Here is a 25,827-nt window from a genome sequence, read left to right on the forward strand (position 1 = left end):
GGGAAATGTAGGCCGGGTAAGCGCTAGCGTCACCCGGCAAAAAAACTTAATGCGTGTTCTTCTCTTCCAGCTCTTCCAGTTCGCTTAAAATCACGTCCGGGTCAGTTCCCGGCGGCGGAATTTCATGCACCCAGGCGGAGAACAGACGCCAGGTGACGGCGAGCAGCACCGGTCCAATAAACAGGCCAATCATGCCAAAGGCAATCAGACCGCCAATCACCCCGGAGAGGATCAGGATCAGCGGCAGGTCTGCACCCATGCGGATGAGGATCGGACGAATGACGTTATCCATGGTGCCGACCACGCAGCTCCAGACCAGCAGCACCGTTCCCCACGTGGTATCACCCGTCCAGTAGAGCCAGATAATGCAGGGTACCAGCACCAGCAGCGGTCCCAGTTGCGCAAGACAGGTCATCAGCATGACAACGGTGAATACGGTGGCGTACGGCACGCCGGAAATCGCCAGACCGATACCGCCCAGCACCGCCTGCACCAGCGCGGTGACCACCACGCCCAGCGCCACTGCGCGCACGGCCTGCGCAGCCAGCAGTACCGCTGCGTCACCGCGTTTGCCCGCCAGGCGGGTGGCAAAGTGACGAACGCCTAAAGCTACCTGCTCACCGCGCCAGTAAAGCAGGGCGCTGAAGAGCAGCATCAGGGTACAGTGCATCATAAAGCGGCCGATATGCGCCGCCTGACCGACAAACCAGGTGGTGGTGGTGCCAATGTACGGGCGGACTTTTGCCATCAGCGCGCTGCCGCCCATCTCCAGCAGGCTATGCCAGCCGCTGTAGAGTTTGGCGCCCACCAGCGGAATGCTGTTCAGCCAGGCGAGGTCCGGCAGCGTCAGGTCGCCGCTGCTAATGGCGCGAATAACGGGGCCACTGGAATCCACCAGGCTATTCACCAGCAGGGCAATAGGAATAATAAACAGCAGGAACAGCAGGAGCGTCATGACCAGCACGGCTAACCCGCGACGGCCCAACAGCAGCTTCTGCAAGCGCAGCAGCAAAGGCCACGTGGCAACGACAACGGTCGCAGCCCACGCAAAGCCGAGAATAAAGGGTTGAACAATCCACAGACACGCAATAATCATAAGGGCCAGAAACAGCACCGACAGCAAAATTTGCGCAACATCCCTGGGCTGGCGAAGATTGACCATAAATGAAACTTTCCTTAAAAGAACGCCAGTACGACTGGCGGGAACGGAAAACCGCGTCTCTTTAATCATTAATGATCTCAGCGGTTTTTGACAGGCGGATTTTGCCTGTAATTCAGCAGAGATTATAAGAAAAAAATGTGATAAAACTTTCCAGACACAACGCAAACGATTTTATACACAAAATCATTCGAGTTGCATCAAGGCGGCAAGTCTGAGAATCCCCAGGAGCTTACTCAAGTAAGTGACTGGGGTGAGCAGACGCAGCCAACGCAGAGGCAACTCGAAGGATGACGTGTATATACAACTCTAATTAGGGTCGACAGTTATGATCCCACAGATTTCTCAGGCACCTGGCGTCGTTCAGCTGGTGCTTAATTTTTTGCAAGCACTGGAGCAACAGGGTTTTACAGGTGATACCGCCACGAACTATGCCGACAGGCTGACGATGGCGACCGATAACAGTATCTACCAGCTTCTTCCCGATGCCGTGGTTTTCCCCCGTTCAACGGCAGACGTCGCGCTTATCGCCCGGCTGGCCACGCAGGAGCGGTTTGCCTCGCTGGTCTTTACGCCGCGCGGCGGCGGCACCGGGACCAATGGTCAGGCGCTGAACCAGGGCATCATTGTTGATATGTCGCGCTATATGAACCGCATCATTGAGATCAACCCGGAAGAGGGGTGGGTGCGGGTCGAAGCGGGCGTCATCAAAGATCAGCTTAATCAGTATCTCAAGCCTTACGGCTACTTTTTTGCCCCTGAGCTCTCCACCAGCAACCGCGCGACCCTTGGCGGGATGATTAACACGGATGCCTCCGGGCAGGGCTCGCTGGTCTACGGTAAAACCTCCGATCACGTGCTGGGCGTGCGCGCGGTTCTGCTGGGCGGCGATATCCTCGATACCCAGCCGATGCCGGTCGAACTGGCGGAAACGCTGGGCAAAGATAACACCGCCAGCGGGCGTATCTATCGCACCGTGCTGGAACGCTGCCGCGACAACCGCCAGCTTATTCTCGATAAATTCCCCAAACTGAACCGCTTCCTGACCGGGTACGATCTGCGCCACGTCTTTAACGATGACCTGACCCAGTTTGATTTAACCCGCGTGCTGACCGGCTCCGAAGGGACGCTGGCGTTTATTACCGAAGCGCGGCTGGATATCACCCGGTTGCCGAAAGTGCGCCGTCTGGTGAACGTCAAATATGACTCCTTCGACTCCGCGCTGCGCAATGCGCCGTTTATGGTGAAAGCGCAGGCGCTGTCGGTGGAGACCGTCGACTCTAAGGTGCTCAATCTGGCCCGGGAAGATATTGTCTGGCACTCCGTGAGTGACCTCATTACCGACGTGCCGGATAAAGAGATGCTCGGTCTCAATATCGTGGAGTTTGCCGGCGATGATGCGGAGCTGATTGAGCGCCAGGTCACCACGCTCTGCCAGCGGCTGGATGAGCTGATTGCGCAGGGGGAAGGCGGCGTGATCGGCTGGCAGCTCTGTAACGATCTGGCCGGGATTGAGCGTATCTATGGGATGCGTAAAAAAGCCGTGGGCCTGCTCGGCAATGCGAAAGGGGCGGCGAAGCCCATTCCCTTTGCCGAAGATACCTGCGTGCCGCCTGAGCATCTGGCGGATTATATCGTTGAGTTTCGCGCCCTGCTGGACAGCCACGGCCTGAGCTACGGTATGTTCGGCCACGTCGACGCCGGGGTACTGCACGTGCGTCCGGCGCTGGATATGTGCGACCCGCAGCAGGAGATCCTGATGAAGCAGATCTCCGACGACGTGGTGGCCTTAACCGCCAAATACGGCGGTCTGCTGTGGGGAGAGCACGGGAAAGGGTTCCGCGCGGAGTACAGCCCGGCATTCTTCGGCGAACAGCTCTACGCGGAGTTGCGCAAGGTGAAAGCGGCTTTCGATCCGCATAACCGCCTCAACCCGGGTAAAATCTGCCCGCCTGAGGGTGTTGATGCCCCGATGCTGCAGGTGGATGCCGTCAAGCGCGGCACGTACGACAGACAGATCCCGATTGCTGTGCGCGCTTCCTGGCGCGGCGCGATGGAGTGCAACGGCAACGGCCTGTGCTTTAACTTTGATGTGAAAAGCCCGATGTGCCCGTCGATGAAAATCACCAGCAACCGTATCCACTCGCCGAAAGGGCGAGCGACGCTGGTGCGCGAGTGGCTGCGTCTGCTGGCCGACCGCGGGGTGGATCCGCTCAAGCTGGAGCAGGAGCTGCCGGAAAAACGGGCCAGCCTGCGCTCGCTGATTGAGCGCACCCGCAACAGCTGGCATGCCAACAAGGGCGAGTACGATTTCTCCCATGAGGTGAAAGAGGCGATGTCCGGCTGTCTGGCCTGCAAAGCCTGCTCCACCCAGTGCCCGATTAAAATCGACGTGCCGGAATTCCGCTCGCGTTTCCTGCAGCTTTATCACACCCGATACCTCCGCCCGGTGCGCGACCATCTGGTGGCGACGGTGGAAAGCTACGCGCCGCTGATGGCGCGTGCGCCAAAGACCTTCAACTTCTTTATCAACCAGCCGCTGGTGCGCAAGCTCTCCGAAAAACACATCGGCATGGTCGATCTGCCGCTGCTGTCGGTCCCGTCTCTGCAGCGCCAGCTTGTTGGCCACCGTTCGGCAAACATGACCCTGGAACAGCTGGAGGCGCTCGCTCCGGAGCAAAAAGCTAATGTAGTGCTGGTGGTGCAGGATCCGTTCACCAGCTACTACGATGCGCAGGTCGTGGCCGATTTCGTCCGTCTGGCGGAGAAAGTGGGCTACCAGCCGGTTGTGCTGCCGTTCTCTCCGAACGGGAAGGCGCAGCACATTAAGGGTTTCCTGAACCGCTTTGCGAAGACCGCGCAGAAAACGTCTGACTTCCTGAATCGCGTGGCGCAGCTCGGGATACCGATGGTCGGCGTCGATCCGGCGCTGGTGCTTTGCTATCGCGATGAATACAGGCAGACGCTGGGCGATAAGCGCGGCGATTTCAACGTGATGCTGGTGCACGAGTGGCTGCCGATGGCGCTGGAAGATAAGGCTGTTCAGGATGTCAGCGGTGAACCGTGGTATCTGTTCGGTCACTGCACGGAAGTGACCGCGCTGCCGGGTGCCCCCGCGCAGTGGGCGTCTGTTTTTGCCCGCTTTGGAGCGAAGCTGGAGAGCGTCAACGTAGGCTGCTGCGGGATGGCCGGAACCTACGGACACGAAGTGAAAAACCACGCCAACTCGCTCGGCATCTATGAGCTGTCCTGGCATCAGGCGATGCAGCGTTTGCCGCGAAACCGCTGTCTGGCGACGGGGTACTCCTGCCGCAGCCAGGTAAAACGGGTAGAAGGTAACGGCGTACGTCACCCATTGCAGGCTTTACTGGAGATAATTGGATGATCTGGAAACGTGCCGTGACGCTGCAGGCGCTGAACGCCATGGGCGAGGGGAATATGGTAGGGCTGCTGGATATCCAGTTCATCCGCATTGGCGACGATGAGATTGAGGCCACCATGCCCGTCGATAGTCGCACCCACCAGCCGTTTGGTTTATTGCACGGCGGAGCGTCCGTCGTGCTGGCCGAAACGCTGGGCTCGGTGGCGGGGTATCTCTGTACCGAAGGGGAGCAGAAGGTTGTCGGGCTCGAGGTAAATGCTAACCACATTCGCTCGGTGCGCAGCGGGCGCGTGCGCGGTGTTTGCCGCGCGCTGCACGCCGGAAGCCGCCATCAGGTGTGGCAGATAGATATTCTCGACGAGCAGGATCGCCTGTGCTGTACGTCACGGCTAACCACGGCGGTTGTGTAAAGTTTTCAGATGTCTTGCCTTTGGTCAAAAACTAGCCAGTGCGTTGTGATATACTGGTCAGGATTTGTACATAAGCGAGGACATCATGGATACTGAAATAACCCCAACACAGCTGGCAATTGAATATTTACGTCGCGATAAGAGCAACCTGTCTCCGGCGCAGTACCTGAAAAAGCTGAAACAGCTTGAGCTGGAATTTACAGATTTGCTGGCGCTCTCTTCGAATGAACTGAAAGAAGAGATCTACTTTGCCTGGCGGTTGGGCGTTCACGTCCATTGAGTACATGAGAATAAAAGGGCCGCGAGTGCGGCCTTTTTTGTGTCTGAAATTCAGTATCGGGCGGGGAGCTTGTTGATTTTGATGAGCCTGCCTTCTTCCATCTCGATGAATCCGCCGGTTTTTAAATCCGCCAGAATGCGCATCACGCCGCTGCGGGAGAGCTGGGTTTTCTCCCTGATATACCTTTCCGCCGTCACGCTGAGCCGATAGCTCTCATCTTCCTCCATCAGCTTGACCAGCTGCTGGCGAATCATCTCATACGCCGTCGGCGCGCCCTGCGGCATCACGTTGTTATAAAGACGGCTGTACACAAAGATGAGCTGTTGAGAAAGCAGTCCCCATAGCGCCTTCTCTTTGATAATTTCATTCACCCGCTCGGCGGTAAGCGTCCCTATCAGACAAGGGCTGACGGTCTTAATATAATCATTGAAATAGATATCGGTGAGGTTAGCGAGGCCGAATACGGCAGGGCTGCGGGCCGTGGACAGCATCATGTCATCGCTTCTTCTGTAAACGGCGATGGTGCCTTCAAGAATTAAATAGCACATGCCCTGACCGTTGACCTGCAGGTCCAGTCGCTCGCCGCGGGCGGCGCGTCGCGTAGTGCAATCAGGCAACAGGTGTGAAATAAGCTCTTGCGCGTAGGGAGAACCCCGTTGAGACTTTTCTGGAAGGGACATAGTAGCCGACAACCTTAAAAATAACCTGGCTAATTATAGCGCTTCTCCCGGGTACAGGCACGCTGGCAGTCAATATTTTCGCGGCAGATGGTGAATGTCAAGCAGCACCCCACGCTCCATTGTGATGTACTTCCCTGTCCGCAGTTCTGCCAGAATACGCATAATTCCACTGCGTGAAAGATACGTCCGGCTTTTGATGTACGCGGCCGCCGTCGTATTTTTCCGTATGGCATCGGGCTCCTGCATGAGCTCAACAAGCTGGAAGCGAATAATGTCATAGGCGGACATTTGTGATATTTGCGCGCAATGCTCATACACCCGTGAGGCGGTATAAATTAGCAGCTTTGAAAAGTGCTCCCATAAATCCTGCTGTGAAACAATCTGATTAAACGTCTCCAGCGACACGCGGGCAATTTCTGCCGTCTCCAGAGCCCTGACGTAGAGATGCTCCGAAGAAAATTGACTGCTGACGCCCAGAATAAACGGTGCTGATTCAGAGTTTAAAACAATACCGTCGCCGCGACGATGAAGCGCCACACTTCCCTGGAGAAGTAAAAAACACTGGCGCACATCATCTTTATAATAATGTACGGTTTCTCCCCGACAGATGATCATTCTGTTCGAAGCTGGCAGCACTGATTTAATCAGGGTATCGATATGGATAAACGGTTTTAAACCAAGAACGGTTGATTCGTGGTTATTCAATGGCGTGGTTAAACGTGTATTCATAATTATACCTCACAGCGACTACGGGTCTGATCGTTTTTTGATCTGAGGAGAGAATTATCTTAAAAATGAAGGGGTCAGGGAATGTTTCGGCAAGGTCCAAAAGTAGACCGTTGAGCGCTTGATATCTAACGTGTTGAATGAAAAGAAAAAGATGTTCAAGTCTACTAATAGACCAGGGAAATAAGGCATAAGCCTATCCTGGAAGAAATGTTGATCTTTCGTTAAATCAGAGTCTACAGCTAGACCAGCAAAAAGTTGTGTTCACCAAAATGATTATATAAATTTTAACCAGCCAGTCAGAAAGACCTTAAGTCATTTATCGAAAAGTAAAAGAATTTATAGCGATTCTTTTATCGGCTTTCTGCTGCATGAATTTCAATAATAAATAAAGTTATCCCGTAAACAGGAAAATGAAGATTATGAAAAAGAACATTATTTTAGCGATGGTTGTGACAGGTTCTGCCTTAATGGTGGGCAATGCTTTCGCTGCTGCAGGAACCGTTAACTTTAATGGTAACATCCTGGATTCAGCCTGTGATGTGGCGGTTGCCTCTCAAAACCAGGTGGTCGTATTAGGTGATTATTATAAAACAGAATTCACGACGACGGGCTCCAGAACGGCGGCAACGCGCTTCGATATTATTCTGAAAAACTGCCCGGTTACCGTCACCAGTGCCAAAGTCCGTTTTGACGGTACGCCTGACCTGACTAACGCCGATCTGCTGGCCATCGATACCTCCGTCGTCGGCGCGGCAACGGGTGTTGCTATCAATTTGATGACTGCTGATAAAGCGGATCTGCCGCTGCACGGCAGCAACAACTACAGCTATACGCTGAGCAGCACCGCTGACAATACGCTGAATTTCTACGCGCAGTATATTTCAACAGCGGCAGCGGTGACCGCCGGTCCTGCAAACTCCGTCGCTAACTTCTCCGTTGTTTATAACTAGCCATAAAGCATAACAAGAGCCAGCGCCGCGAGGCGCTGCGCGGGGGCATTATTGCCCCCTTGTTTTAAGAGGTTTGAAATGAATGTTATTAGCAAAACCCTGCTGAGCGCGGCGGTGATGACTGCGTCGCTGTCACAAGCGTTTGCCGGGGTCGTGATTGGCGGTACCCGCGTAATTTTTGATGGCGGGAAAAAAGAGGCGTCCATTAGCGTAAATAATGTGGATGCAGCCCCTTATTTAATTCAGTCCTGGGTCGACATGCCAGAGGGTAATGCTAATAAAGCGCCATTTATCGTCACGCCCCCCCTGTACAGACTGAACGGTGGCCAGCAAAATATTGAGCGTATTTTATTCTCTGGATCGCTACCGCAGGATAAAGAGAGCCTGTTCTGGTTAAATATTAAAGCGATACCGTCAGCCACAAAACAGGCAAACGCGTTGCAAATTGCCGTTAAAACCCGCATCAAGCTCATTTATCGTCCGGCAGGTCTGAAGGCGTCAACGCCTGATGAACAGGCGAGTAAATTAACCTGGTCGCGGAGCGGAAATAAACTTCAGGTTACTAATCCCACGCCGTACGTCATTAACTTTAATGAAATAAGTATTGGCGGAAAAAAGCTGGAGGATGTCACCTGGGTGGACCCTGGCAAAGTGGCCATATTTAGCCTGCCACCGGGCACCGCGGGTAATCAGATTATATTTAAAGTGATCAATGATTACGGCAGCCCGGGAATAACGCATCAGGCCAGCTTTTAATTTCTGAAGAAAGCAGCATCCTCAATATCGAGTCAGGTTTATGATGATGGCAACGAAAAATAAAAAAATGCAACCCGCGCGGCTGGCGATATGTATCGCCTTCGCGCTGGCTAATGCAGTACCCGCGGTTAACGCCAGTGATTCTTTTAACGCCGAGCTGGTAGAGCTGGATAATCCGGGAATGGGTAAAGCCGATTTATCTGCGTTTGAATCAGGTTCGCAGGCACCAGGGAAATACCATGTTGATATCATTCTTGACGACCAGCTTATTGAGACCAGCGATATTGATTTTGTTGCCGGAAAAAACGGGAAGGAAAACGACAGCCTGCAGCCTTGCCTGAGCATTGCACAGCTAAAAAAATGGGGCGTCAAAACGGCGCTGTTTCCCAACCTGGCTGTAGAAAACGCAACCTGCGTTAACCTGCAGGCGATCCCTCATGCCAGTACGGATTTTCAGTTTAGCGCGCAGCGGCTGGTTATCAGCATTCCTCAGGCCGCAATCGATCTGCCTGCGAGAGGATATGTCCCACCAGAGCAGTGGGATGAGGGGATTGCCGCCGCGATGCTTAACTACAGCCTGAGTGGCGCAAACACCTGGGCGAAACAGAACGAGAGTAAAAACACCAACAGTCAATATGCCAACCTGCGCCCGGGTATCAACCTTGGGCCGTGGCGGCTGCGAAATTACACCACCTGGTCGCGGGATGAGAGCGGTCAGGACAAATGGGATACCGTCTACACCTATGCACAGCGGGCCATTATTCCGCTCAAGGCGCAGCTCACCCTGGGGGATAGCTCCGCCCCAGCCGACGTGTTCGACAGCATGCCGTTTCGCGGCGGACAGCTGGCTTCAGACGACGACATGCTACCGGATTCGCTCAAAGGCTATGCGCCCGTGGTGCGGGGTATCGCGCGTACCAATGCGCAGGTAATTGTTCGCCAGAATGGCTACCAGATTTATCAGAGCTACGTGGCGCCGGGCGCTTTTGAAATTACCGATATGTACCCCACGGGGGGCGCGGGCGATCTGGACGTCACCGTTAAGGAAGCTGACGGCAGCGAGCAGCATTTCACCCTCCCGTACGCGTCTTTACCGGTTTTACAGCGTGAAGGGCGCCTGAAATATGCGGTGACCGGAGGGCAGTACCGTTCCTATAGCAGCAGCGTTGATAAGACCCCGTTTGGGCAAATCACCGGGATTTATGGTTTGCCGTATGGCCTGACGCTCTATGGCGGGCTGCAGGAGTCGAGTAAATATCAGTCGATCGCCACCGGGCTTGGGAAAAACATGGGGGATTTCGGCGCGATTTCTGCAGACATGACCCAGGCCTGGTCCACCCCGCAGGGTGGTGAGAAATCCAACGGCCAGTCCTGGCGGGCGCGATACAGCAAAAACTTTGTGGGTACCGGAACCCAATTTTCGATTGCGGGCTACCGCTACTCGACCAGCGGCTACTACGGCATGCAGGAGATCCTTGATTCGTACGGTGACAGCTCCGCGCTTCAGGACCGACGCCGCAACCGGGCCGAGCTGACGATGAGCCAGACGCTGGGCGGCAACCTTGGCTCGCTGACGCTGAGCGCGGCCCGTGAAGACTACTGGAATTCGGGTAAAACGATGGCGTCATACAGCCTGGGTTACAACAACTACTGGCACAACATCAGTTATGGACTCACCTGGACCTACAGTCAAAACGGCAGTGCGGGTTCATACGATGACAATAAACGGTACGACAAAGATCGGCTGCTGGCCTTTAACGTCAGCATTCCTCTGGAGAAGTTTTTGCCACAGACCTGGGCTAACTATAGCGTGAGCGCCAGCAAGAATAACGGCACCACACACAACGTTGGTCTCAACGGCGTGGCGCTGGAAAACCACGCCCTGAACTGGAACGTGCAGCAGGGATACGGGTCGGACGGCGTTGGCTACACGGGCAATATAAATGCTGATTATAAGGGAACCTACGGCGAAGCGACGGCGGGTTACAGCTACGACAAAAACAGCGAGCGACTTAACTACGGTCTGCAGGGGGGCATTCTTGCTCACAGAGAGGGGATCACGCTTTCGCAGCCCCTGGGTGAGACCAATGTTCTGATTAGCGCGCCGGGCGCGCACGGCGTCGATATCCGCAATCAGGCGGGTGTTAAAACGGATTACCGAGGATACACGGTGGTCAGCAATCTCTCCGTATACCGTAAAAATGACATCACCCTTGCCCCGGAAAGCCTGCCGGATGATGTTGAGCTGGATATCAATACCCGGGCGGTGACGCCAACGCGCGGCGCGATCGTTTTGGCCGACTATAAGGCGAAGGTGGGGCGACGGGCGTTGTTTACTTTACTGCATAACGGCCAGTTTGTTCCCTTTGGCGCAACGGCAAGCCTGAAGGGCGCCGACGGCAGCAGCGTTATTGTTGGCGATAGAGGCCAGGCTTATCTCACCGGTCTGGACACACAGGGAACCGTTTTCGTCACGTGGGGAGCGGATAGCGATCGGCAATGCCGCGCACCGTACGAGCTTTCCCCGCAGCCGTCGGCTGGCGGAATTACCGAAATTAACGTCAATTGTCTTTAGGGTTTTTAAAATGCGCTTAATTAACATCATATTCCTGCTGTGTGTCGCAGCAGGCTTGAACAGTGCTCATGCAGGAACCTGCACGACGATTACGCCACAGGAATCAACCTTGTCCATCGGCACGATTACGGTTCAGCGCGACGTTGCCGTGGGTACCGTATTATTTTCGCGAAACGCGACGTTAACCGGTTCCTATTTAACGGGATGTACCAACCCGTTAATGCTGGGTTTTAGCATGCGGTATCTGAATGCGACACCAAGTACTTACGGTAATCATGTTTATAACACCAATGTAAACGGTATAGGCGTGCGCTTTTCATCGGGTAATTATTTTGAAAACCCGACCAATACCTTTTCTTATACTGCACAGGCAAGCTATGTCGAATGGTGGGGCGGTAAAATAGAGCTCATCGTTACCGGACCGGTTGCGTCGGGGTCACTGACGCCGGGCGTGCTGGGCGTGGTGATGCTGCAGGACAGTGACGGCGTTTATCGTGATGGCCTGACGACGACGCTGCTGGACGGAACCATCAACGTGCTGGCCTGCAGCATTACAACACCGCAGCTGACGTTTCCCATCGGCGATATTTCTGCCGTGACGTTTGGGTCAACGGTCGGAACCACGCCCGCAGGCGCCCAGAATACGCAGAACCTGGGACTGAACTGCGATCCGGGCGCAAACGTCAACGTTTCGCTCAGCGGTATTCAAAACCCTGACGTGGCCACAACGAGCGTCCTCGCGCTGACGGGGCAGGGTAATACCGGCACGGCAAAAGGGGTTGGCGTTCAGTTACTCTACAACGGTACCCCCATCACGTTGAATACGCGTCTACCGCTAAACGTCACCACGGGCGGGCAGCAGGCGTTTCCTTTAACAGCGCGTTATTACCAGACGCAAACGACGGTTGAACCCGGTACCGCCAATGCGTCTGCAACCTTAAATTTGACGTATCAGTGATGGATAAAACGATGAATATTCTGCGCACGGCAGCACTCGGCGCTACATTAATCAGCTGTCATTTATTTGCGGCGGACAGTGTAAACGTCAGCGTTACCGGAAATATTGTTGCCTCCCCCTGTATCTTTAACGGTGGGAATAACACTCTGGATATTAATCTCGGCAATATTCAGGCATCCAATATGGTCACGCCGGGGTCGACATCCGATCCTGTGCCTTTTAGCCTGCTGTTTACCCAGTGTCCGGCAGGCACGCGCAGCGTTACGGTCTCCTTTACCGGTAACCCCGATCCCGTCGCGGGGGGGGATTACTATATGAACAGCGGCTCGGCCACGAACGTCGCGATTGCGATGCGCGAGGCTGCAACCGATGCGTTAAAAGGCACCGGGACAAGCATTACGCAGAGCATTGCAGCAGACAGAACCGCGACGATGGCTATGCAGGCATCAGTCAAATCTATTACCGGCGGTGCGACGCCGGGGAGCATTAGTGCCGTTGTGGTCATGACGATGCAATACAACTGATCGACACGCGCGTTAGTTGTCCTTATTGATATGCAGATGACGGTAATTGTTATGTTGAATATTCTGATTAAAGAACCGGATTCTTTTTTTAAAAATGGCCTGCAATATTTTCTTGTGGATTTCTTCCTGCATAATTTCAGGCATCAAATTCATTTTGATACTGAGCTTACTTATGACAGCGTCAGTGCCGCCGATATTATTATTCTCGCTTTATGCCCTGGGGAAACGCTGACCTGTATTCCCGAATTGAAAGCGCGAAAAAAAGGGATTGTGATTGGGCTGGTGGACGATGAGCGGCGTTTTTCCGCATTTTCATCCTGTGTTCAGGATATGATGTTCATCTCCCGCCGCGCCCCGCTTGGTCAGGTTAGCGAGATGCTCTTCAGTGCATGGTACCGTACGCAGCTGCCGGGATATCGCTGGCAGCATAAAGGCTGTTTCGAGTGCCAGCATAAGATACTCTCGCCGCAGCAGATCCGCGTTACGGTGAATTTTTACAGAGGGTTATCGGTAGGGCAAATTGCGGATGTGCTCAGGACAAGTGATAAAACGGTATTCACGCATAAGTATTTGCTGATGCAAAAATTCGATCTGCGCAGTGATTACGAGCTTATGGCGCTCATTCACAGGATGGTCGAACAGAATGCCTACCCGAACAAATTGCGTGACCATCTGATCGATTACGAGAGATGAGCGGAAGAGACGGTGGGACTGTCGCCGTTTAGTTGCCGGGTGGCAGTGACGCCACCCGACATTTATTCAGACATTCACCGCGCTAATTAGCCGCGACTTCATGGACTGATACGCCGACGCCGCAAAATCCTCCGCCCAGCGCTGGTCCTCAATCGCCTCCAGCTGCACCGCGCAGTACTTCGTTTCCGGCGTTTTGGATATGGGGTCGAGGTTGTCCTGGGTCAGCTCGTTGCAGGCGCCAATCCACCATTGATAGGTCATGTAGACGGCCCCGGCGTTGATACGCTCGCTGATGCTGGCGCGGGTAATCACTTTGCCGCGACGCGAACGCACCCAGACCAGTTGTCCGTCAGTAATGCCCAGTTTTTCCGCATCGGCAGGGTGCATTTGCACCCGTCCCGGCTCATCGGCCAGGCTCTGCAGCGCGGCGCAGTTCCCGGTCATCGAGCGGCAGGAGTAGTGTCCCACTTCACGTACCGTACATAGCACTAGCGGGAAATCCGCATCCGGAGTTTCCGCCGGCGCGCGCCACGGCGCGGCAAAAAGCTGCCCTTTACCGGTTGGGGTGTCGAACAGATTGTCTTTGTACAGGTACGGCGTTCCCGGATGATCCAGCGTCGGGCATGGCCACTGCACGTGGCCCATCTCGCCCATTTTTTCATACGTCACGCCGTAGAAGAGAGGGCACAGCTCGCGCATCTCATCCCAGATCTGCTGGTTGGAGTCATAATGCATCGGGTAGCCCATCTCGGTGGCGAGCAGGCTGATAATCTCCCAGTCGCGCTTCACGTTGCCGCTGGCCTCAATGGCTTTGCCAAAACGCTGGAACCCGCGATCGGCACAGGTAAAGACGCCGCCGTGTTCACCCCAGGAGGTGGCAGGAAGCAGGACGTCCGCCACTTCTGCCGTTTTGGTCATAAAGATGTCCTGAACCACGACAAAGTCGAGCGCCTCAAAGCCGCTGCGAACGAGACCGAGATCGGCTTCGGTCTGAAGCGGATCTTCCCCCATGATGTAGTAGGCCTTGACCTTGCCTTCCAGAGCCAGATGAGGCACCTCGGTAATGCGCGTCCCGACCCGATCGTCCATGTTGTTGACGTCAATCCCCCAGGCATCGGCGAACTTCTGCCTGACCGCCGGATCGGTCACATCCTGATAGCCGGGGAACATATTCGGCAGAACGCCCATGTCGCAGGCACCCTGGACGTTATTCTGACCGCGCACGGGCCCGACGCCGACGGCGGGGCGGCCCAGGTTACCGGTCAGCAGCGCCAGGCTGGAAAGCCCTTTGACCACATCCACAGCCTGACCAAACTGGGTCACGCCCATCCCCCACATCACGGTGGCGGAAGGGGCCGCCGCGAAGATGCGCATCGCCTGACGAACGTCGCGGGCGGGAATGCCGGTAAGATGCTCGACCTTCTCCGGCGCATAGTCTTTCACCATCTGGCGATAGGCCTCCAGCCCCTCCGTAAAGCGCGCCACGTAGCTTTTGTCGTAGAGTTCCTCTTCCAGCAGCACGTAACCAAAGGCATTCACCAGCGCCATGTTACTGCCGTTTTTCAGCTGCAGATGCTGGTCGGCGATGCGCGCCGTTTCAATTCGCCGCGGATCGCAGACGATGATTTTCGCGCCGTTTTCCCGCGCTTTCAGCACGCGTCGGGCGACGATAGGGTGGGAGTCCGCGCAGTTATAGCCAAACACCAGCAGGCATTTTGAGTTTTCAATATCGTTGATTGAGTTGCTCATCGCGCCGTTGCCGAGGGTTTCCTGTAAACCGGCCACGGAAGGGCCGTGACAGACGCGCGCGCAGCAGTCCACGTTGTTGGTGTTCAGCACCGCGCGGGCAAATTTTTGCATCACATAGTTTGTTTCATTGCCGGTTCCGCGGGAGGAGCCGGTGGTCATGATTGACCGCGGCCCGTGCTGCGCTTTAATGCTGCTGAGCCGGTGGGCGGTGTAGCGGATAGCCTCTTCCCAGGTAACGGGGGTGAACGCCTCGCCTTTGTGGTAGCGGATCATCGGCTGAGTCAGGCGCGGGGTGAGCAGACGGGTATCGTTGAGGAAGTCCCAACCGTAAAAGCCCTTCAGACACAGGGTGCCCTGGTTTGTGACGCCCTCTGCCGCTTCGGCACGGATGATACGGTTATTTTCAACGACAAGGTTTAATTTACAGCCTGCACCGCAGTAAGGGCAGACGCTGGCGATCTTTTTCATCAATAACAGACCTGTTAAGAAATGAAGCAAAGTTGACTGGACAACCCAGTCCCGTAAGCAGAGGTAAGCAGGAACCGTGCCAGATTGGCTTTGCTGGTTTTACAGGGTGTTACGCGGGAAAGGCGCGTGTCATCGTCAGACTGTTCGTCAGTTTTGACGATGACACGTTAGGAGGCGTTGAGCGCAGGAGCTTACAGATCGTCCATCGTGTAACCCACCACGATTTCCAGGGTCTTGCGAATCACATCCGCCTGAACCACATCGTGGGTGGCTTCCAGCGTCTGAATGAGCCAGAGGATGATCGCTTTATTAGACAGATGGCCTTCGGAGGCCAGAACACAGCGTACTGCAGTAGAAAAAACAGCGGACTCTTCAGCAAAACGATCGCCTGCGTGACGGAAATATTCCGACAGCGCACTGTCTAAAAAAGCAGAATGGTATTCGGGTTGAAGCTGAATATTTTGTCTCATTTGTTCTCACCGTAGCTGTTAAATTGCAGTCAATGTATTTTTTTGGGATCGGACGGTTTTCCACTTCCAAATAACGGCACTACATTGTCTCTGTTATCGTTGAGAGGTCCCTCTCTGTTCGTTCGTCCTTGCGCGGTTCTGCGACGTGTAAAGGCGATGCTGTTTGAGCCGATGTCGGCAATCACCACCGCAAGTGTCTCCCGCCGCCGGGGATCCTTTTCATGTTCTTTCATTACCCGCAGACGCTGCAGCAATCCTTCGGTTGTCACTGGCCCCCGCTCTTTCAAAAGAGAAAGAACGGCTTCACCGATAAGCTGGTCGATCAGTCGATCCGCGTCACTGCTATTCATCACGTTATCGTTCGAAGAGCAGACCAAGCAGCATGTGGTAATGCTCTTCCTCTTCCGGACCATCGGCCCTTTCGAGGCGGCTGAGCAGTTTGGTACAGAGCGATTTGCGATTCAGGTTCCGCCCGTCGCTGAGGATTTCGACAACCACCTGACCCAGCGTCTCCTGCTGGGTAGGCAGCGCGGCCTTTTCGAAGTACTGTGCGATCGCTGCTGCGGAATCTGTGGCGTAACCTTTCTGCTGCATGTTTCGCTCCTGTAAAATTTTGTAATCACTAACGTTACAATTAAGGTATACACAATTCCTAAATCTGTACACCCAAAATGTACAGTTTTTTAATATTTTTATGATATATTTTATAAATTACTTTTTTTTCATTGGGTTATAGTCTTGTCATGAGTCGGTAATGTTACAGGATATATTGTACAAAAAGGTCTGGCGCTGGTAAGTTGTACAGCTCGAAAAAAAGTATCACTAACTGCCGTAAATGATTGAGATGTAAATTATTTGTCAGGCAATTAATGTGCTATAAATGATCTTTATCCACCTTATTTGTGGCCAAAACCCTAACCCCAGGAATCGCATGCTCACAACCATCATTTACCGCAGTCATATCTGCGAGGACGTTCCAGTGAAGGCGCTGGAAGCCATGGTCGCTGCAGCAAATAGTAAAAACCGGCAATCCAACGTCACGGGGATCCTGCTTTTTAACGGCACACATTTTTTTCAGCTGCTTGAAGGGCCAGTGGAGCACGTCTCTGCCATCTATGAGCAGATCTGCAGCGACCCGCGCCACCATAACGTGGTGGAGCTGATGCGCGATCACGGACCTGTCCGACGCTTTGGCAACGTGGGCATGGAGCTTTTTGATTTACGCCACTTCGACAGGGACGAGGTGCTGCAGCAGGTGCTTAACAGGGGAACGACACGCTATCAGCTGACGTATAACGATCGCCCGTTGCAGTTTTTCCGCACCTTTGTCGAGGCCACGGAAAAAGCGAACTATTTTGAACTGCCGCCGGCGGATTCCTGGGAGTTCGTTCGCGAAGAAACGCGCCTGTCGGTGCAGCCTGAGGTGGTCGCGAAGGGGGCGGATTGCAGCTTTGCGTTCCAGCCGATAGTCGATCCGTTTATGCAGCGGGTCGTCTCCTGGGAGGCGCTTCTCCGCACGCCTGACGGCGGCGCTCCGGGAGATTACTTTGCCAATCTGCCGCGTGACGAGGTGTATGCCTCTGATTTACACAGCAAGCAGGTGGCGCTCTCCATGGCCAGCACGCTGGGGCTACAGGACCAGACGTTATCCCTTAACCTGCTGCCCATGACGCTGGTCAACATTCCCAACGCCGTGGATTTTCTGCTCACCGCGATTGAAGCAAATGGCTTTGTGCCGGAGCAAATTGTGGTGGAGTTCACCGAGAGCGAAGCCATTTCCCGTTTTGATGAATTCACGGATTCGGTCAGGCAGTTAAAAAGCGCGGGCATCAGCGTGACGATCGATCACTTTGGCGCCGGTTTTGCCGGGCTGCAGCTGCTGGCGCAGTTCCAGCCGGACAGAATTAAGATTAATCGCGATCTGGTGGCGAACGTGCATAAAAGTGGCCCCCGACAGGCCATTATTCAGGCGATTATCAAATGCTGCTCATCGCTTGAGATCCAGTTCTGCGCGGTGGGGGTAGAGAAGGCGGAAGAGTGGATGTGGCTGGAGTCCGCGGGTATTTCCCAGTTCCAGGGACATCTTTTTGCCAGCCCGCGCCACGGCGGTATTCCCGCGATTGCGTGGCCGGAGAAAAAGTTCGACTTCTGATAAAGCTGTACACAATCCGGCAGACTTAACTGTACGAATGGCAAATTTTATACAACAATGTATTAACAGGTGGATGGGAAAGAACCCCGTTCACCCGTTCAAAATGCGGTCTTAGTTATACAAATGGTGTGTACAATCTGATAAGGTTGGTGCAGTTAGGTATGGAAGTTCTGAGCGTGAGGGAGTTAATGGCCTATTACAGTATCGGCGAAGTGGCCGAACGATGCGGTATCAACCCCGTTACGCTGCGTGCCTGGCAGCGCCGTTATGGATTGTTGAAGCCGCAGCGCAGCGAAGGGGGTCATCGTCAGTTTGACGATGAAGATATCCTGCGTATTGAAGAGATCAAGCGCCTGATGAAGAGCGGCGTTTCGGTCGGGAAAGTCAAAGCCCTGCTGGAAAACAAAGAAGTGTTGACTCAGGGCAACTGGGTCTCGTTCCAGGAAGAGATGATGACCGTTCTGCGTTACGCCAGCCCGGCAAAGTTGCGCGCCAAAATCAGTGAATTCCGCCGCGATCACGCGATGGACGCGCTGATTGACAATATTATCTCTCCCGTCCGTCAGCGAATGAATCAGGATCAAAATACCGTGCGTCACATGGCGAGCCTGTTTGACGGCGTACTGATCGAATTCGCCATTGCAAGCCTGGCGGAGTCCCGCAAAAAAGCCGGTAAAGACGCGCTGCTGATTGGCTGGGAATGCGATGACCGCACCCACCTGTGGCTGGAAGCCGCGCGATTATCGCAGAAGGGCTGGCACATTGACGTCCTGGCGGAACCCATTGATTCGCCGCGTCCTGAACTCTTCCCGGGGCAAAAAATCTTCGTCTGGACGGGGAAATCCCCAACGCCTCGCCAGCAGGAACAGCTCGACCACTGGCGTGAACAGGGGTTTGCTGTCTCATTTCATCAGTGAGCGTCAGAGGCCTTGAGGGCCTTTTTTTGTTTTTGTCATTTTCTGAGCAAAAGCTATCTCAAAAATAGGCATTTCCGATGCATATTTTACTTTTCTCCTCTCCGTCATAAATACCGCGACGAAATGCATTATTAATCAATGCATTGAACAAATACATCCATCCTGACTGCATCCTGCCATAGGGTCTATGCTTAATAAAAGTAGGCAAAAAGGGCGGTTTAGCCGAATGCCCCTGCTGACAGAGGGTTGAAGTGATAATCGTTATCACTAACATGGTGTTATGCCCTGATGGCTTATCAGATGAGGTGGACCTATGGAACTGCATTCAGAAACCTTTAATCCTGCCGATTTTGCCTGGCGCGGTTTAACGCTCACGCCAGCGGCGGCGGCACATATTCACGAGCTGGTGGCGAAAAAGCCCGAGATCCTCGGCGTGCGGTTGGGCGTCAAACAGACCGGTTGCGCAGGTTTTGGCTACGTGCTCGATACCGTCACCGAACCCGAGAAAGATGACCTGGTGTTCGAGACGGACGGCGCGAAACTGTACGTCGCGCTGCAGGCCATGCCGTTTATTGACGGCACCGAAGTGGACTACGTCCGCGAAGGCTTAAACCAGTTATTCAAATTTCATAACCCGAAAGCCCAGAACGAATGCGGCTGCGGCGAAAGCTTTGGGGTATAGGCGGTACTATGTCTCGTAATACTGAAGCAACGAGTGAAGTAAATACCTGGGGCGGTGGACACCTCAACTATAAAGAGGGGTTCTTCACCCAGCTGCAGACCGATGAGCTGGCGAAAGGCATCAACGAAGATGTCGTGCGGGCGATTTCGGCGAAACGTAACGAGCCGGAGTGGATGCTGGAGTTTCGCCTGAGCGCCTTCCGCGCCTGGCTGGAGATGGAAGAGCCGCACTGGCTGAAAGCGCATTATGACAAGCTGAACTATCAGGATTACAGCTACTACTCTGCACCGTCCTGCGGCAGCTGTGACGACACCTGCGCCTCGCAGCCCGGCGCGGTGCAGCAAACCGGCGCGGAGAACAGCTTCCTCAGCAAAGAGGTGGAAGAAGCCTTTAACCAGCTGGGCGTGCCCGTGCGTGAGGGCAAAGAGGTGGCGGTGGACGCCATTTTCGACTCCGTCTCGGTGGCGACCACCTACCGCGAGAAGCTCGCTGAGCAGGGGATCATTTTCTGCTCCTTCGGCGAAGCGATTCACGATCATCCGGAACTGGTGAAAAAGTACATTGGGACCGTGGTGCCCTCTAACGACAACTTCTTTGCGGCGCTCAACGCGGCGGTAGCCTCTGACGGCACCTTTATCTATGTGCCGAAAGGCGTGCGCTGTCCGATGGAGCTTTCCACCTATTTCCGCATCAATGCCGAAAAAACCGGTCAGTTCGAGCGCACGATTCTGGTCGCGGATGAAGGCAGCTACGTCAGCTACATCGAAGGGTGCTCCGCTCCGGTCCGCGACAGCTACCAGCTGCACGCGGCGGTAGTGGAGGTCATCATCCACAAAGATGCCGAGGTGAAATACTCCACGGTGCAAAACTGGTTCCCGGGCGACGGCAATACCGGCGGTATTCTGAACTTCGTCACCAAGCGCGCGCTGTGCGAAGGCGAAAACAGCAAGATGTCGTGGACCCAGTCCGAAACCGGCTCGGCCATCACCTGGAAATACCCGAGCTGCATCCTTCGCGGGGATAACTCCATCGGCGAGTTTTATTCGGTGGCGCTGACCAGCGGCCATCAGCAGGCCGATACCGGCACCAAGATGATCCACATCGGTAAAAACACCAAATCCACCATCATCTCGAAAGGGATCTCTGCCGGGCATAGCCAGAACAGCTATCGCGGGCTGGTGAAAATCATGCCTACGGCCACCAATGCGCGAAACTTTACCCAGTGTGACTCGATGCTGATTGGCGCTGACTGCGGTGCGCATACCTTCCCGTACGTCGAGTGCCGTAACAACACGGCCCAGCTTGAGCACGAGGCGACGACGTCGCGTATTGGGGAAGATCAGCTCTTCTACTGCCTGCAGCGCGGGATCAGCGAAGAAGACGCCATCTCGATGATCGTCAACGGCTTCTGTAAGGATGTGTTCTCTGAACTGCCGCTGGAATTTGCCGTTGAAGCCCAGAAACTCCTCGCCATTAGTCTTGAACACAGCGTCGGTTAAGGAAAGCACATGTTAAGCATTAAAGATTTACAGGTTAGCGTAGAAGACAAAGCCATCCTGCGTGGCCTCAATTTTGACGTCAAACCGGGTGAAGTCCACGCCATCATGGGGCCGAACGGTTCCGGGAAAAGTACGCTTTCTGCGACGCTGGCGGGGCGCGAAGATTATGAGGTGACCCACGGCTCGGTCGAGTTTAACGGCAAAGATCTGCTGGAGATGTCACCGGAAGACCGCGCGGGAGAGGGCATTTTTATGGCCTTCCAGTATCCGGTCGAAATTCCGGGCGTCAGCAACCAGTTCTTCCTGCAGACGGCGCTGAACGCGGTGCGCAAGTATCGCGGCCTGGAGGCGCTGGACCGCTTCGACTTCCAGGACCTGATGGAAGAGAAGATCAAGCTGCTGAAAATGCCGGAGGATCTGCTGACCCGTTCGGTGAACGTTGGCTTTTCCGGCGGCGAGAAAAAACGTAACGACATTCTGCAGATGGCGGTGCTGGAGCCCGAGCTGTGTATTCTGGATGAGACCGACTCCGGTCTGGATATCGACGCCCTGAAGATTGTCGCTGACGGGGTGAACTCCCTGCGCGACGGCAAGCGTTCGTTCATTATCGTCACCCACTACCAGCGCATTCTGGACTACATCAAGCCGGATTACGTCCACGTGCTTTACCAGGGGCGTATTGTGAAATCCGGTGATTTCACGCTGGTTAAACAACTGGAGGAGCAGGGCTATGGCTGGCTTACCGAACAGCAGTAATGCGCTCCAGCAGTGGCACAGGCTGTTTGAAGCCCAGGGCGGCACGCGCTCTGAGCAGGCGCAGCAGCATCTGCAGCAGATGCTGCGTCTCGGCCTGCCGACGCGTAAGCATGAAAACTGGAAGTACACCCCGCTCGATGGCCTGCTGAACGCCGAGTTTGTGACCCGTCTGGCGGATCTCACACCTGCGCAGCGTGACGCGCTGGCAGTGGGCGTGGACGCCGTGCGCCTGGTGTTTGTCGACGGTGAGTTCCGTCCGGAGCTGAGCGACGCGCTTCAGGGGAGCGGATTTGAGATTGAGATTAACGACGATCGCCAGTCCCTGAGCGCCCCGGTTCAGCCTGAGGTTTTCCTGCACCTGACCGAGAGCCTGGCCCGCAGCGTGACGCATATCCGCGTGAAGCGTAACCAGCGTCCGGCGAAGCCGCTGCTGCTGCTGCACATCACCCAGGGGCTGGACGGCGACGAAATCAACACCGCGCACTATCGTCACCATCTGGAGCTGGCGGAGGGGGCGGAGGCCACGGTCATCGAACATTACGTCAGCCTCAACGATATCCGACACTTTACCGGATCCCGTCTGACGATGAACGTTGCCGCCAATGCCCAGCTTCACCACGTTAAGCTGGCGTTTGAAAATGCGCAGAGTCACCACTTTGCCCATAACGACATTGTACTGGGTCAGGATGCCGCGGCGTACAGCCATAGCTTCCTGCTCGGCGGGGCGGTGCTACGTCACAACACCAGCACGCAGCTTAACGGTGAAAACACCACGCTGCGCATCAACAGCCTGGCGATGCCGGTTAAATCAGAGGTGTGCGACACGCGCACCTGGCTTGAGCACAATAAGGGCTACTGCAACAGCCGCCAGCTGCATAAAACCATCGTCAGCGACAGAGGCCGCGCGGTGTTTAACGGACTGATTAACGTGGCGCAGCACGCCATTAAAACCGATGGGCAGATGACCAACAACAATCTGCTGTTAGGCCGCCTGGCGGAGGTGGACACCAAACCGCAGCTGGAGATCTACGCTGACGATGTGAAGTGCAGCCACGGTGCGACGGTCGGGCGCATCGACGACGAGCAGATGTTCTACCTGCGTTCCCGCGGCATCGACGAGCAGGCGGCGCAGAAAATGATTATCTATGCGTTTGCCGCCGAGCTGACGGAAGCGCTTCACGATAGTCAGTTAAAACAGCAGGTGCTGGCGCGTATCGGCCAGCGTCTGCCTGGAGGCGAAGCATGAGTTTTCCCGTCGAGAAAGTACGGGCAGATTTCCCGGTTCTGACCCGTGAAGTAAACGGTCTTCCTCTGGCCTATCTGGACAGCGCGGCCAGCGCGCAGAAGCCGAATCAGGTGGTGGATGCGGAAGCCGAGTTTTATCGCCACGGCTACGCCGCCGTGCATCGCGGTATTCATACCCTGAGCGCCGAGGCGACCCAGCGTATGGAAAACGTGCGTACGCAGCTGGCCGCCTTCCTCAATGCACGTTCGCCTGAAGAGCTGGTCTTCGTGCGCGGAACCACCGAAGGGATCAACCTTGTCGCTAACAGCTGGGGCAACGCGCAGGTCCACGCGGGGGATAACATCATCATCACCCAGATGGAGCACCACGCCAATATCGTGCCGTGGCAGATGCTCTGCGAGCGCGTTGGCGCGCAGCTGCGGGTGATCCCGTTGAACGCCGACGGGACGCTGCAGCTCGAGCAGCTAGACGCACTGCTTGACGATAAAACGCGGCTGGTGGCGGTCACCCAGGTCTCCAACGTGCTGGGGACGGAAAACCCGGTGGCAGAGATTGTCGAAAAGGCCCATCAGGCGGGCGCGAAGGTGCTGATTGACGGCGCTCAGGCGGTGATGCACCACGCGGTTGACGTCCAGGCGCTGGACTGCGATTTCTACGTCTTTTCAGGCCACAAGCTCTATGGGCCGACCGGGATTGGCGTGCTGTACGTGAAAGAGGCAATCCTGCAGGCGATGCCGCCATGGGAAGGGGGCGGGTCGATGATCGCCACCGTCAGCCTGACGGAAGGCACCACCTATGCCCGCGCGCCGTGGCGTTTTGAGGCGGGCACGCCCAATACCGGCGGGATTATCGGTCTGGGGGCGGCGATTTCCTACGTCTCCGCAATCGGCCTTGACAGCATTCAGGAGTACGAACAGCTGCTGATGCACTATGCGCTTGCGGAGCTTGCCAGCGTGCCGGATCTGACCCTCTACGGGCCTGCCGACCGGCAAGGGGTGATTGTGTTCAATCTCGGGAAACATCACGCCTATGACGTGGGCAGTTTCCTCGATAACTACGGCGTGGCGGTCCGTACCGGGCACCACTGTGCGATGCCGCTGATGGCGTTTTACCAGGTACCGGCAATGTGCCGCGCGTCGTTGGTGATGTACAACACAACGGAAGAAGTCGACAGGCTGGTGGCGGGGCTTAAGCGTATTCACCAACTGCTGGGCTAACGGAGAGGCGAAAGATGGCGGAACTGCCGGACAAAGATAAATTACTGCGCAACTTCTCGCGTTGCGCAAACTGGGAAGAGAAGTATCTCTATATCATCGAGCTGGGGCAGCGTCTGCCGCCGCTCAGCGAAGAGGCGCATAACCCGGATAATATCATTCAGGGCTGCCAGAGCCAGGTGTGGATTGTGATGAAGCAATCTGACGACGGCACTATCGAATTACGCGGCAACAGCGACGCGGCCATTGTGAAAGGGCTTATTGCGGTCGTCTTTATTCTCTATCACCAGATGTCGGCGCAGGACATTGTCGCGTTCGATGTCCGCCCGTGGTTTGAAAAAATGGCCCTGACCCAACACCTCACCCCGTCCCGATCCCAGGGACTGGAAGCGATGATTCGCGCCATTCGCGCCAAAGCTGCAATCCTTAGCTAGACTTACAGAACAGCATTCATTCTGTTTCGCGAGGTGGTTCCCGCCTCGCTGGTTTTTCAGCTTTCTGGCGTTCTGTCAGTGAATAAGGAATCTCAGCATGAAGCGCGCGTCTCTAATAACTCTATTACTCCTCAGTTCGCTCGGCGCACTTAATTCGGCCCGCGCGATGGACTATCCATTGCCGCCCGCAGGCAGCCGCCTGATTGGGCAAAATCAAACCTACACGATACAGGAAGGGGATAATAAGCTTCAGACCATCGCCCGCCGGTTTAATACGGCGGCGCAGGTGATCCTGGAAACGAACAATACCATTGCGCCGGTAAACCCTGCGCCGGGAACCGTGATTACTATTCCGTCGCAGATGCTGCTGCCGGATACGCCGCGCGAGGGCATTGTGGTGAACCTCGCAGAGCTTCGGCTCTACTACTTCCCGCCGGGAGAAAACATCGTTCAGGTCTTCCCGCTCGGCATCGGACAGCTGGGGCTGGAAACGCCGGTCACGACCACGCGCGTGAGCCAGAAAATCCCGAATCCCACCTGGACACCTACGCCGGGCATCAGAGCGCGCTCTCTGGAGCAGGGAATTAAATTACCGCCGGTGGTACCTGCCGGGCCAAATAACCCTCTTGGACGCTTCGCACTGCGTTTAGGCGTGGGGAATGGGGAATATCTCATCCACGGCACCAGCGCGCCGGACAGCGTCGGCCTGCGCGTCAGCTCCGGCTGTATGCGGATGAATGCCCCGGACATTAAATCACTGTTCGAACAGGTGCGGGTTGGCACGCGGGTACAGATTATCAATGAACCCGTGAAGTTCTCCGTGGAGCCGGACGGTAAACGCTATGTTGAAGTCCACCGCCCGCTGGCGCAGGTAGAAGGGGAAAACCCGCAGGTCTCGCCGATTACCCATTCCGCAGATTTTGCGACCTTTGTTTCTCAGGCGGGAAGCGATAAGGCTCTGATTGAGAAAGCCCTGTCACGCCGCGCCGGGATCCCGGTTATCGTGTCGTCAGGTAGCGGTCCGTCAGCCAGCAATAGCGTGTTGTCGGTGCAGAACAGTCGGGTGTCCGCAGCGGTAGCGGAAGATGAAGGGGAGAAGGTAACGCAGTAGCCGTTTGACGCAGGCAAAAAAAATGGCGCACAA

The 25,827-nt window shown here is 55.3% G+C and carries 25 protein-coding genes; 18 read left to right on the forward strand and 7 right to left on the reverse strand.

What is annotated here, in order from left to right; translation table 11 throughout:
* Positions 1–46: 46 nt before the first annotated feature.
* Entirely contained in the window at positions 47–1,162 is a 1,116-nt protein-coding gene (gene ydiK / locus GVO84_RS09325) for an AI-2E family transporter YdiK (protein ID WP_159513949.1), read from the reverse strand.
* A gap of 325 nt (positions 1,163–1,487) precedes the next feature.
* Between ydiK and ydiJ the strand changes: the two genes are divergently transcribed.
* From ydiJ to GVO84_RS09340, 3 genes are all read left to right on the forward strand, one after another.
* Entirely contained in the window at positions 1,488–4,544 is a 3,057-nt protein-coding gene (gene ydiJ / locus GVO84_RS09330) for a D-2-hydroxyglutarate dehydrogenase YdiJ (RefSeq protein ID WP_159513950.1), read from the forward strand.
* Positions 4,541–4,951 carry a 1,4-dihydroxy-2-naphthoyl-CoA hydrolase gene (gene menI / locus GVO84_RS09335; protein ID WP_159513951.1) on the forward strand — a complete coding sequence of 137 codons (411 nt, stop codon included), beginning with the start codon at positions 4,541–4,543 and terminating at the stop codon, positions 4,949–4,951. The genes ydiJ and menI overlap by 4 nt, the downstream gene beginning before the upstream one ends.
* An 85-nt stretch (positions 4,952–5,036) precedes the next feature.
* A complete protein-coding gene (locus tag GVO84_RS09340) occupies positions 5,037–5,231 on the forward strand; it encodes a YdiH family protein (protein ID WP_003857766.1) in 195 nt (64 codons plus the stop codon).
* 50 nt (positions 5,232–5,281) lie between these two features.
* On the opposite strand, the gene GVO84_RS09345 is transcribed toward GVO84_RS09340, so the two are convergent.
* Positions 5,282–5,911, reverse strand: a complete 630-nt coding sequence (locus tag GVO84_RS09345) for a helix-turn-helix domain-containing protein (RefSeq protein ID WP_159513952.1) — start codon at positions 5,909–5,911, stop codon at positions 5,282–5,284.
* A gap of 69 nt (positions 5,912–5,980) precedes the next feature.
* Positions 5,981–6,640 (reverse strand): helix-turn-helix domain-containing protein, encoded by a 660-nt coding sequence (locus GVO84_RS09350; RefSeq protein WP_121423458.1) that lies wholly within the window; start codon positions 6,638–6,640, stop codon positions 5,981–5,983.
* 419 nt (positions 6,641–7,059) lie between these two features.
* Here GVO84_RS09350 and GVO84_RS09355 point away from each other — a divergent pair, with 419 nt between their 5' ends.
* From GVO84_RS09355 to GVO84_RS09380, 6 genes are all read left to right on the forward strand, one after another.
* Entirely contained in the window at positions 7,060–7,590 is a 531-nt protein-coding gene (locus GVO84_RS09355; RefSeq protein ID WP_159513953.1) for a fimbrial protein, read from the forward strand.
* Positions 7,591–7,668: 78 nt separating this feature from the next.
* Positions 7,669–8,346 (forward strand): fimbrial biogenesis chaperone, encoded by a 678-nt coding sequence (locus GVO84_RS09360; protein ID WP_159513954.1) that lies wholly within the window; start codon positions 7,669–7,671, stop codon positions 8,344–8,346.
* Positions 8,347–8,392: 46 nt separating this feature from the next.
* Positions 8,393–10,921, forward strand: a complete 2,529-nt coding sequence (locus GVO84_RS09365) for a fimbria/pilus outer membrane usher protein (protein ID WP_159515619.1) — start codon at positions 8,393–8,395, stop codon at positions 10,919–10,921.
* A gap of 10 nt (positions 10,922–10,931) precedes the next feature.
* Positions 10,932–11,879 (forward strand): fimbrial protein, encoded by a 948-nt coding sequence (locus GVO84_RS09370; protein WP_159513955.1) that lies wholly within the window; start codon positions 10,932–10,934, stop codon positions 11,877–11,879.
* Positions 11,880–11,890: 11 nt separating this feature from the next.
* Positions 11,891–12,403 carry a fimbrial protein gene (locus tag GVO84_RS09375; protein WP_159513956.1) on the forward strand — a complete coding sequence of 171 codons (513 nt, stop codon included), beginning with the start codon at positions 11,891–11,893 and terminating at the stop codon, positions 12,401–12,403.
* 51 nt (positions 12,404–12,454) lie between these two features.
* On the forward strand, positions 12,455–13,096 hold the full coding sequence (locus GVO84_RS09380; RefSeq protein WP_159513957.1) for a helix-turn-helix transcriptional regulator: 642 nt from the start codon (positions 12,455–12,457) through the stop codon (positions 13,094–13,096).
* Positions 13,097–13,162: 66 nt separating this feature from the next.
* Here the strand turns inward: GVO84_RS09380 and fdhF are convergent, their stop codons facing one another.
* The 4 genes from fdhF to ycgZ all read right to left on the reverse strand — a co-directional run bounded on the left by fdhF (position 13,163) and on the right by ycgZ (position 16,377).
* Positions 13,163–15,313, reverse strand: a complete 2,151-nt coding sequence (gene fdhF / locus GVO84_RS09385) for a formate dehydrogenase subunit alpha (protein ID WP_159513958.1) — start codon at positions 15,311–15,313, stop codon at positions 13,163–13,165.
* Positions 15,314–15,504: 191 nt separating this feature from the next.
* Positions 15,505–15,783 carry a biofilm/acid-resistance regulator YmgB/AriR gene (locus GVO84_RS09390; RefSeq protein WP_023311323.1) on the reverse strand — a complete coding sequence of 93 codons (279 nt, stop codon included), beginning with the start codon at positions 15,781–15,783 and terminating at the stop codon, positions 15,505–15,507.
* Positions 15,784–15,812: 29 nt separating this feature from the next.
* Positions 15,813–16,133, reverse strand: a complete 321-nt coding sequence (locus tag GVO84_RS09395) for a hypothetical protein (protein WP_159513959.1) — start codon at positions 16,131–16,133, stop codon at positions 15,813–15,815.
* 4 nt (positions 16,134–16,137) lie between these two features.
* The gene (ycgZ, locus tag GVO84_RS09400; RefSeq protein WP_029739771.1) at positions 16,138–16,377 is read right to left on the reverse strand and encodes a regulatory protein YcgZ; all 240 of its coding nucleotides are present in this window, start codon (positions 16,375–16,377) and stop codon (positions 16,138–16,140) included.
* A gap of 337 nt (positions 16,378–16,714) precedes the next feature.
* Between ycgZ and GVO84_RS09405 the strand changes: the two genes are divergently transcribed.
* From GVO84_RS09405 to ldtE, 9 genes are all read left to right on the forward strand, one after another.
* On the forward strand, positions 16,715–17,935 hold the full coding sequence (locus GVO84_RS09405) for a diguanylate phosphodiesterase (protein ID WP_121423466.1): 1,221 nt from the start codon (positions 16,715–16,717) through the stop codon (positions 17,933–17,935).
* A 188-nt stretch (positions 17,936–18,123) separates the two neighbouring features.
* The gene (locus GVO84_RS09410) at positions 18,124–18,852 is read left to right on the forward strand and encodes a MerR family transcriptional regulator (protein ID WP_159513960.1); all 729 of its coding nucleotides are present in this window, start codon (positions 18,124–18,126) and stop codon (positions 18,850–18,852) included.
* A 313-nt stretch (positions 18,853–19,165) separates the two neighbouring features.
* Positions 19,166–19,534, forward strand: coding sequence for a Fe-S cluster assembly scaffold SufA (sufA, locus tag GVO84_RS09415; protein WP_008500631.1), 369 nt, complete (start codon positions 19,166–19,168; stop codon positions 19,532–19,534).
* An 8-nt stretch (positions 19,535–19,542) separates the two neighbouring features.
* Complete coding sequence (gene sufB / locus GVO84_RS09420; RefSeq protein ID WP_023335409.1) at positions 19,543–21,033, forward strand: Fe-S cluster assembly protein SufB; 1,491 nt, start codon at positions 19,543–19,545, stop codon at positions 21,031–21,033.
* Positions 21,034–21,042: 9 nt separating this feature from the next.
* Complete coding sequence (gene sufC / locus GVO84_RS09425) at positions 21,043–21,789, forward strand: Fe-S cluster assembly ATPase SufC (protein ID WP_014831592.1); 747 nt, start codon at positions 21,043–21,045, stop codon at positions 21,787–21,789.
* Complete coding sequence (gene sufD, locus GVO84_RS09430) at positions 21,764–23,035, forward strand: Fe-S cluster assembly protein SufD (protein WP_159513961.1); 1,272 nt, start codon at positions 21,764–21,766, stop codon at positions 23,033–23,035. The genes sufC and sufD overlap by 26 nt, the downstream gene beginning before the upstream one ends.
* A complete protein-coding gene (gene sufS, locus GVO84_RS09435; RefSeq protein ID WP_159513962.1) occupies positions 23,032–24,252 on the forward strand; it encodes a cysteine desulfurase SufS in 1,221 nt (406 codons plus the stop codon). The genes sufD and sufS overlap by 4 nt, the downstream gene beginning before the upstream one ends.
* Positions 24,253–24,266: 14 nt before the next feature.
* A complete protein-coding gene (sufE, locus tag GVO84_RS09440; protein ID WP_159513963.1) occupies positions 24,267–24,683 on the forward strand; it encodes a cysteine desulfuration protein SufE in 417 nt (138 codons plus the stop codon).
* Between the two features lie 97 nt (positions 24,684–24,780).
* On the forward strand, positions 24,781–25,794 hold the full coding sequence (gene ldtE / locus GVO84_RS09445) for a L,D-transpeptidase LdtE (RefSeq protein WP_159513964.1): 1,014 nt from the start codon (positions 24,781–24,783) through the stop codon (positions 25,792–25,794).
* The last annotated feature ends 33 nt before the right edge of the window (positions 25,795–25,827 follow it).

The organism is Enterobacter sp. SM3, from assembly GCF_009811935.2.
Classification (GTDB): Bacteria; Pseudomonadota; Gammaproteobacteria; order Enterobacterales; family Enterobacteriaceae; genus Enterobacter; species Enterobacter asburiae_D.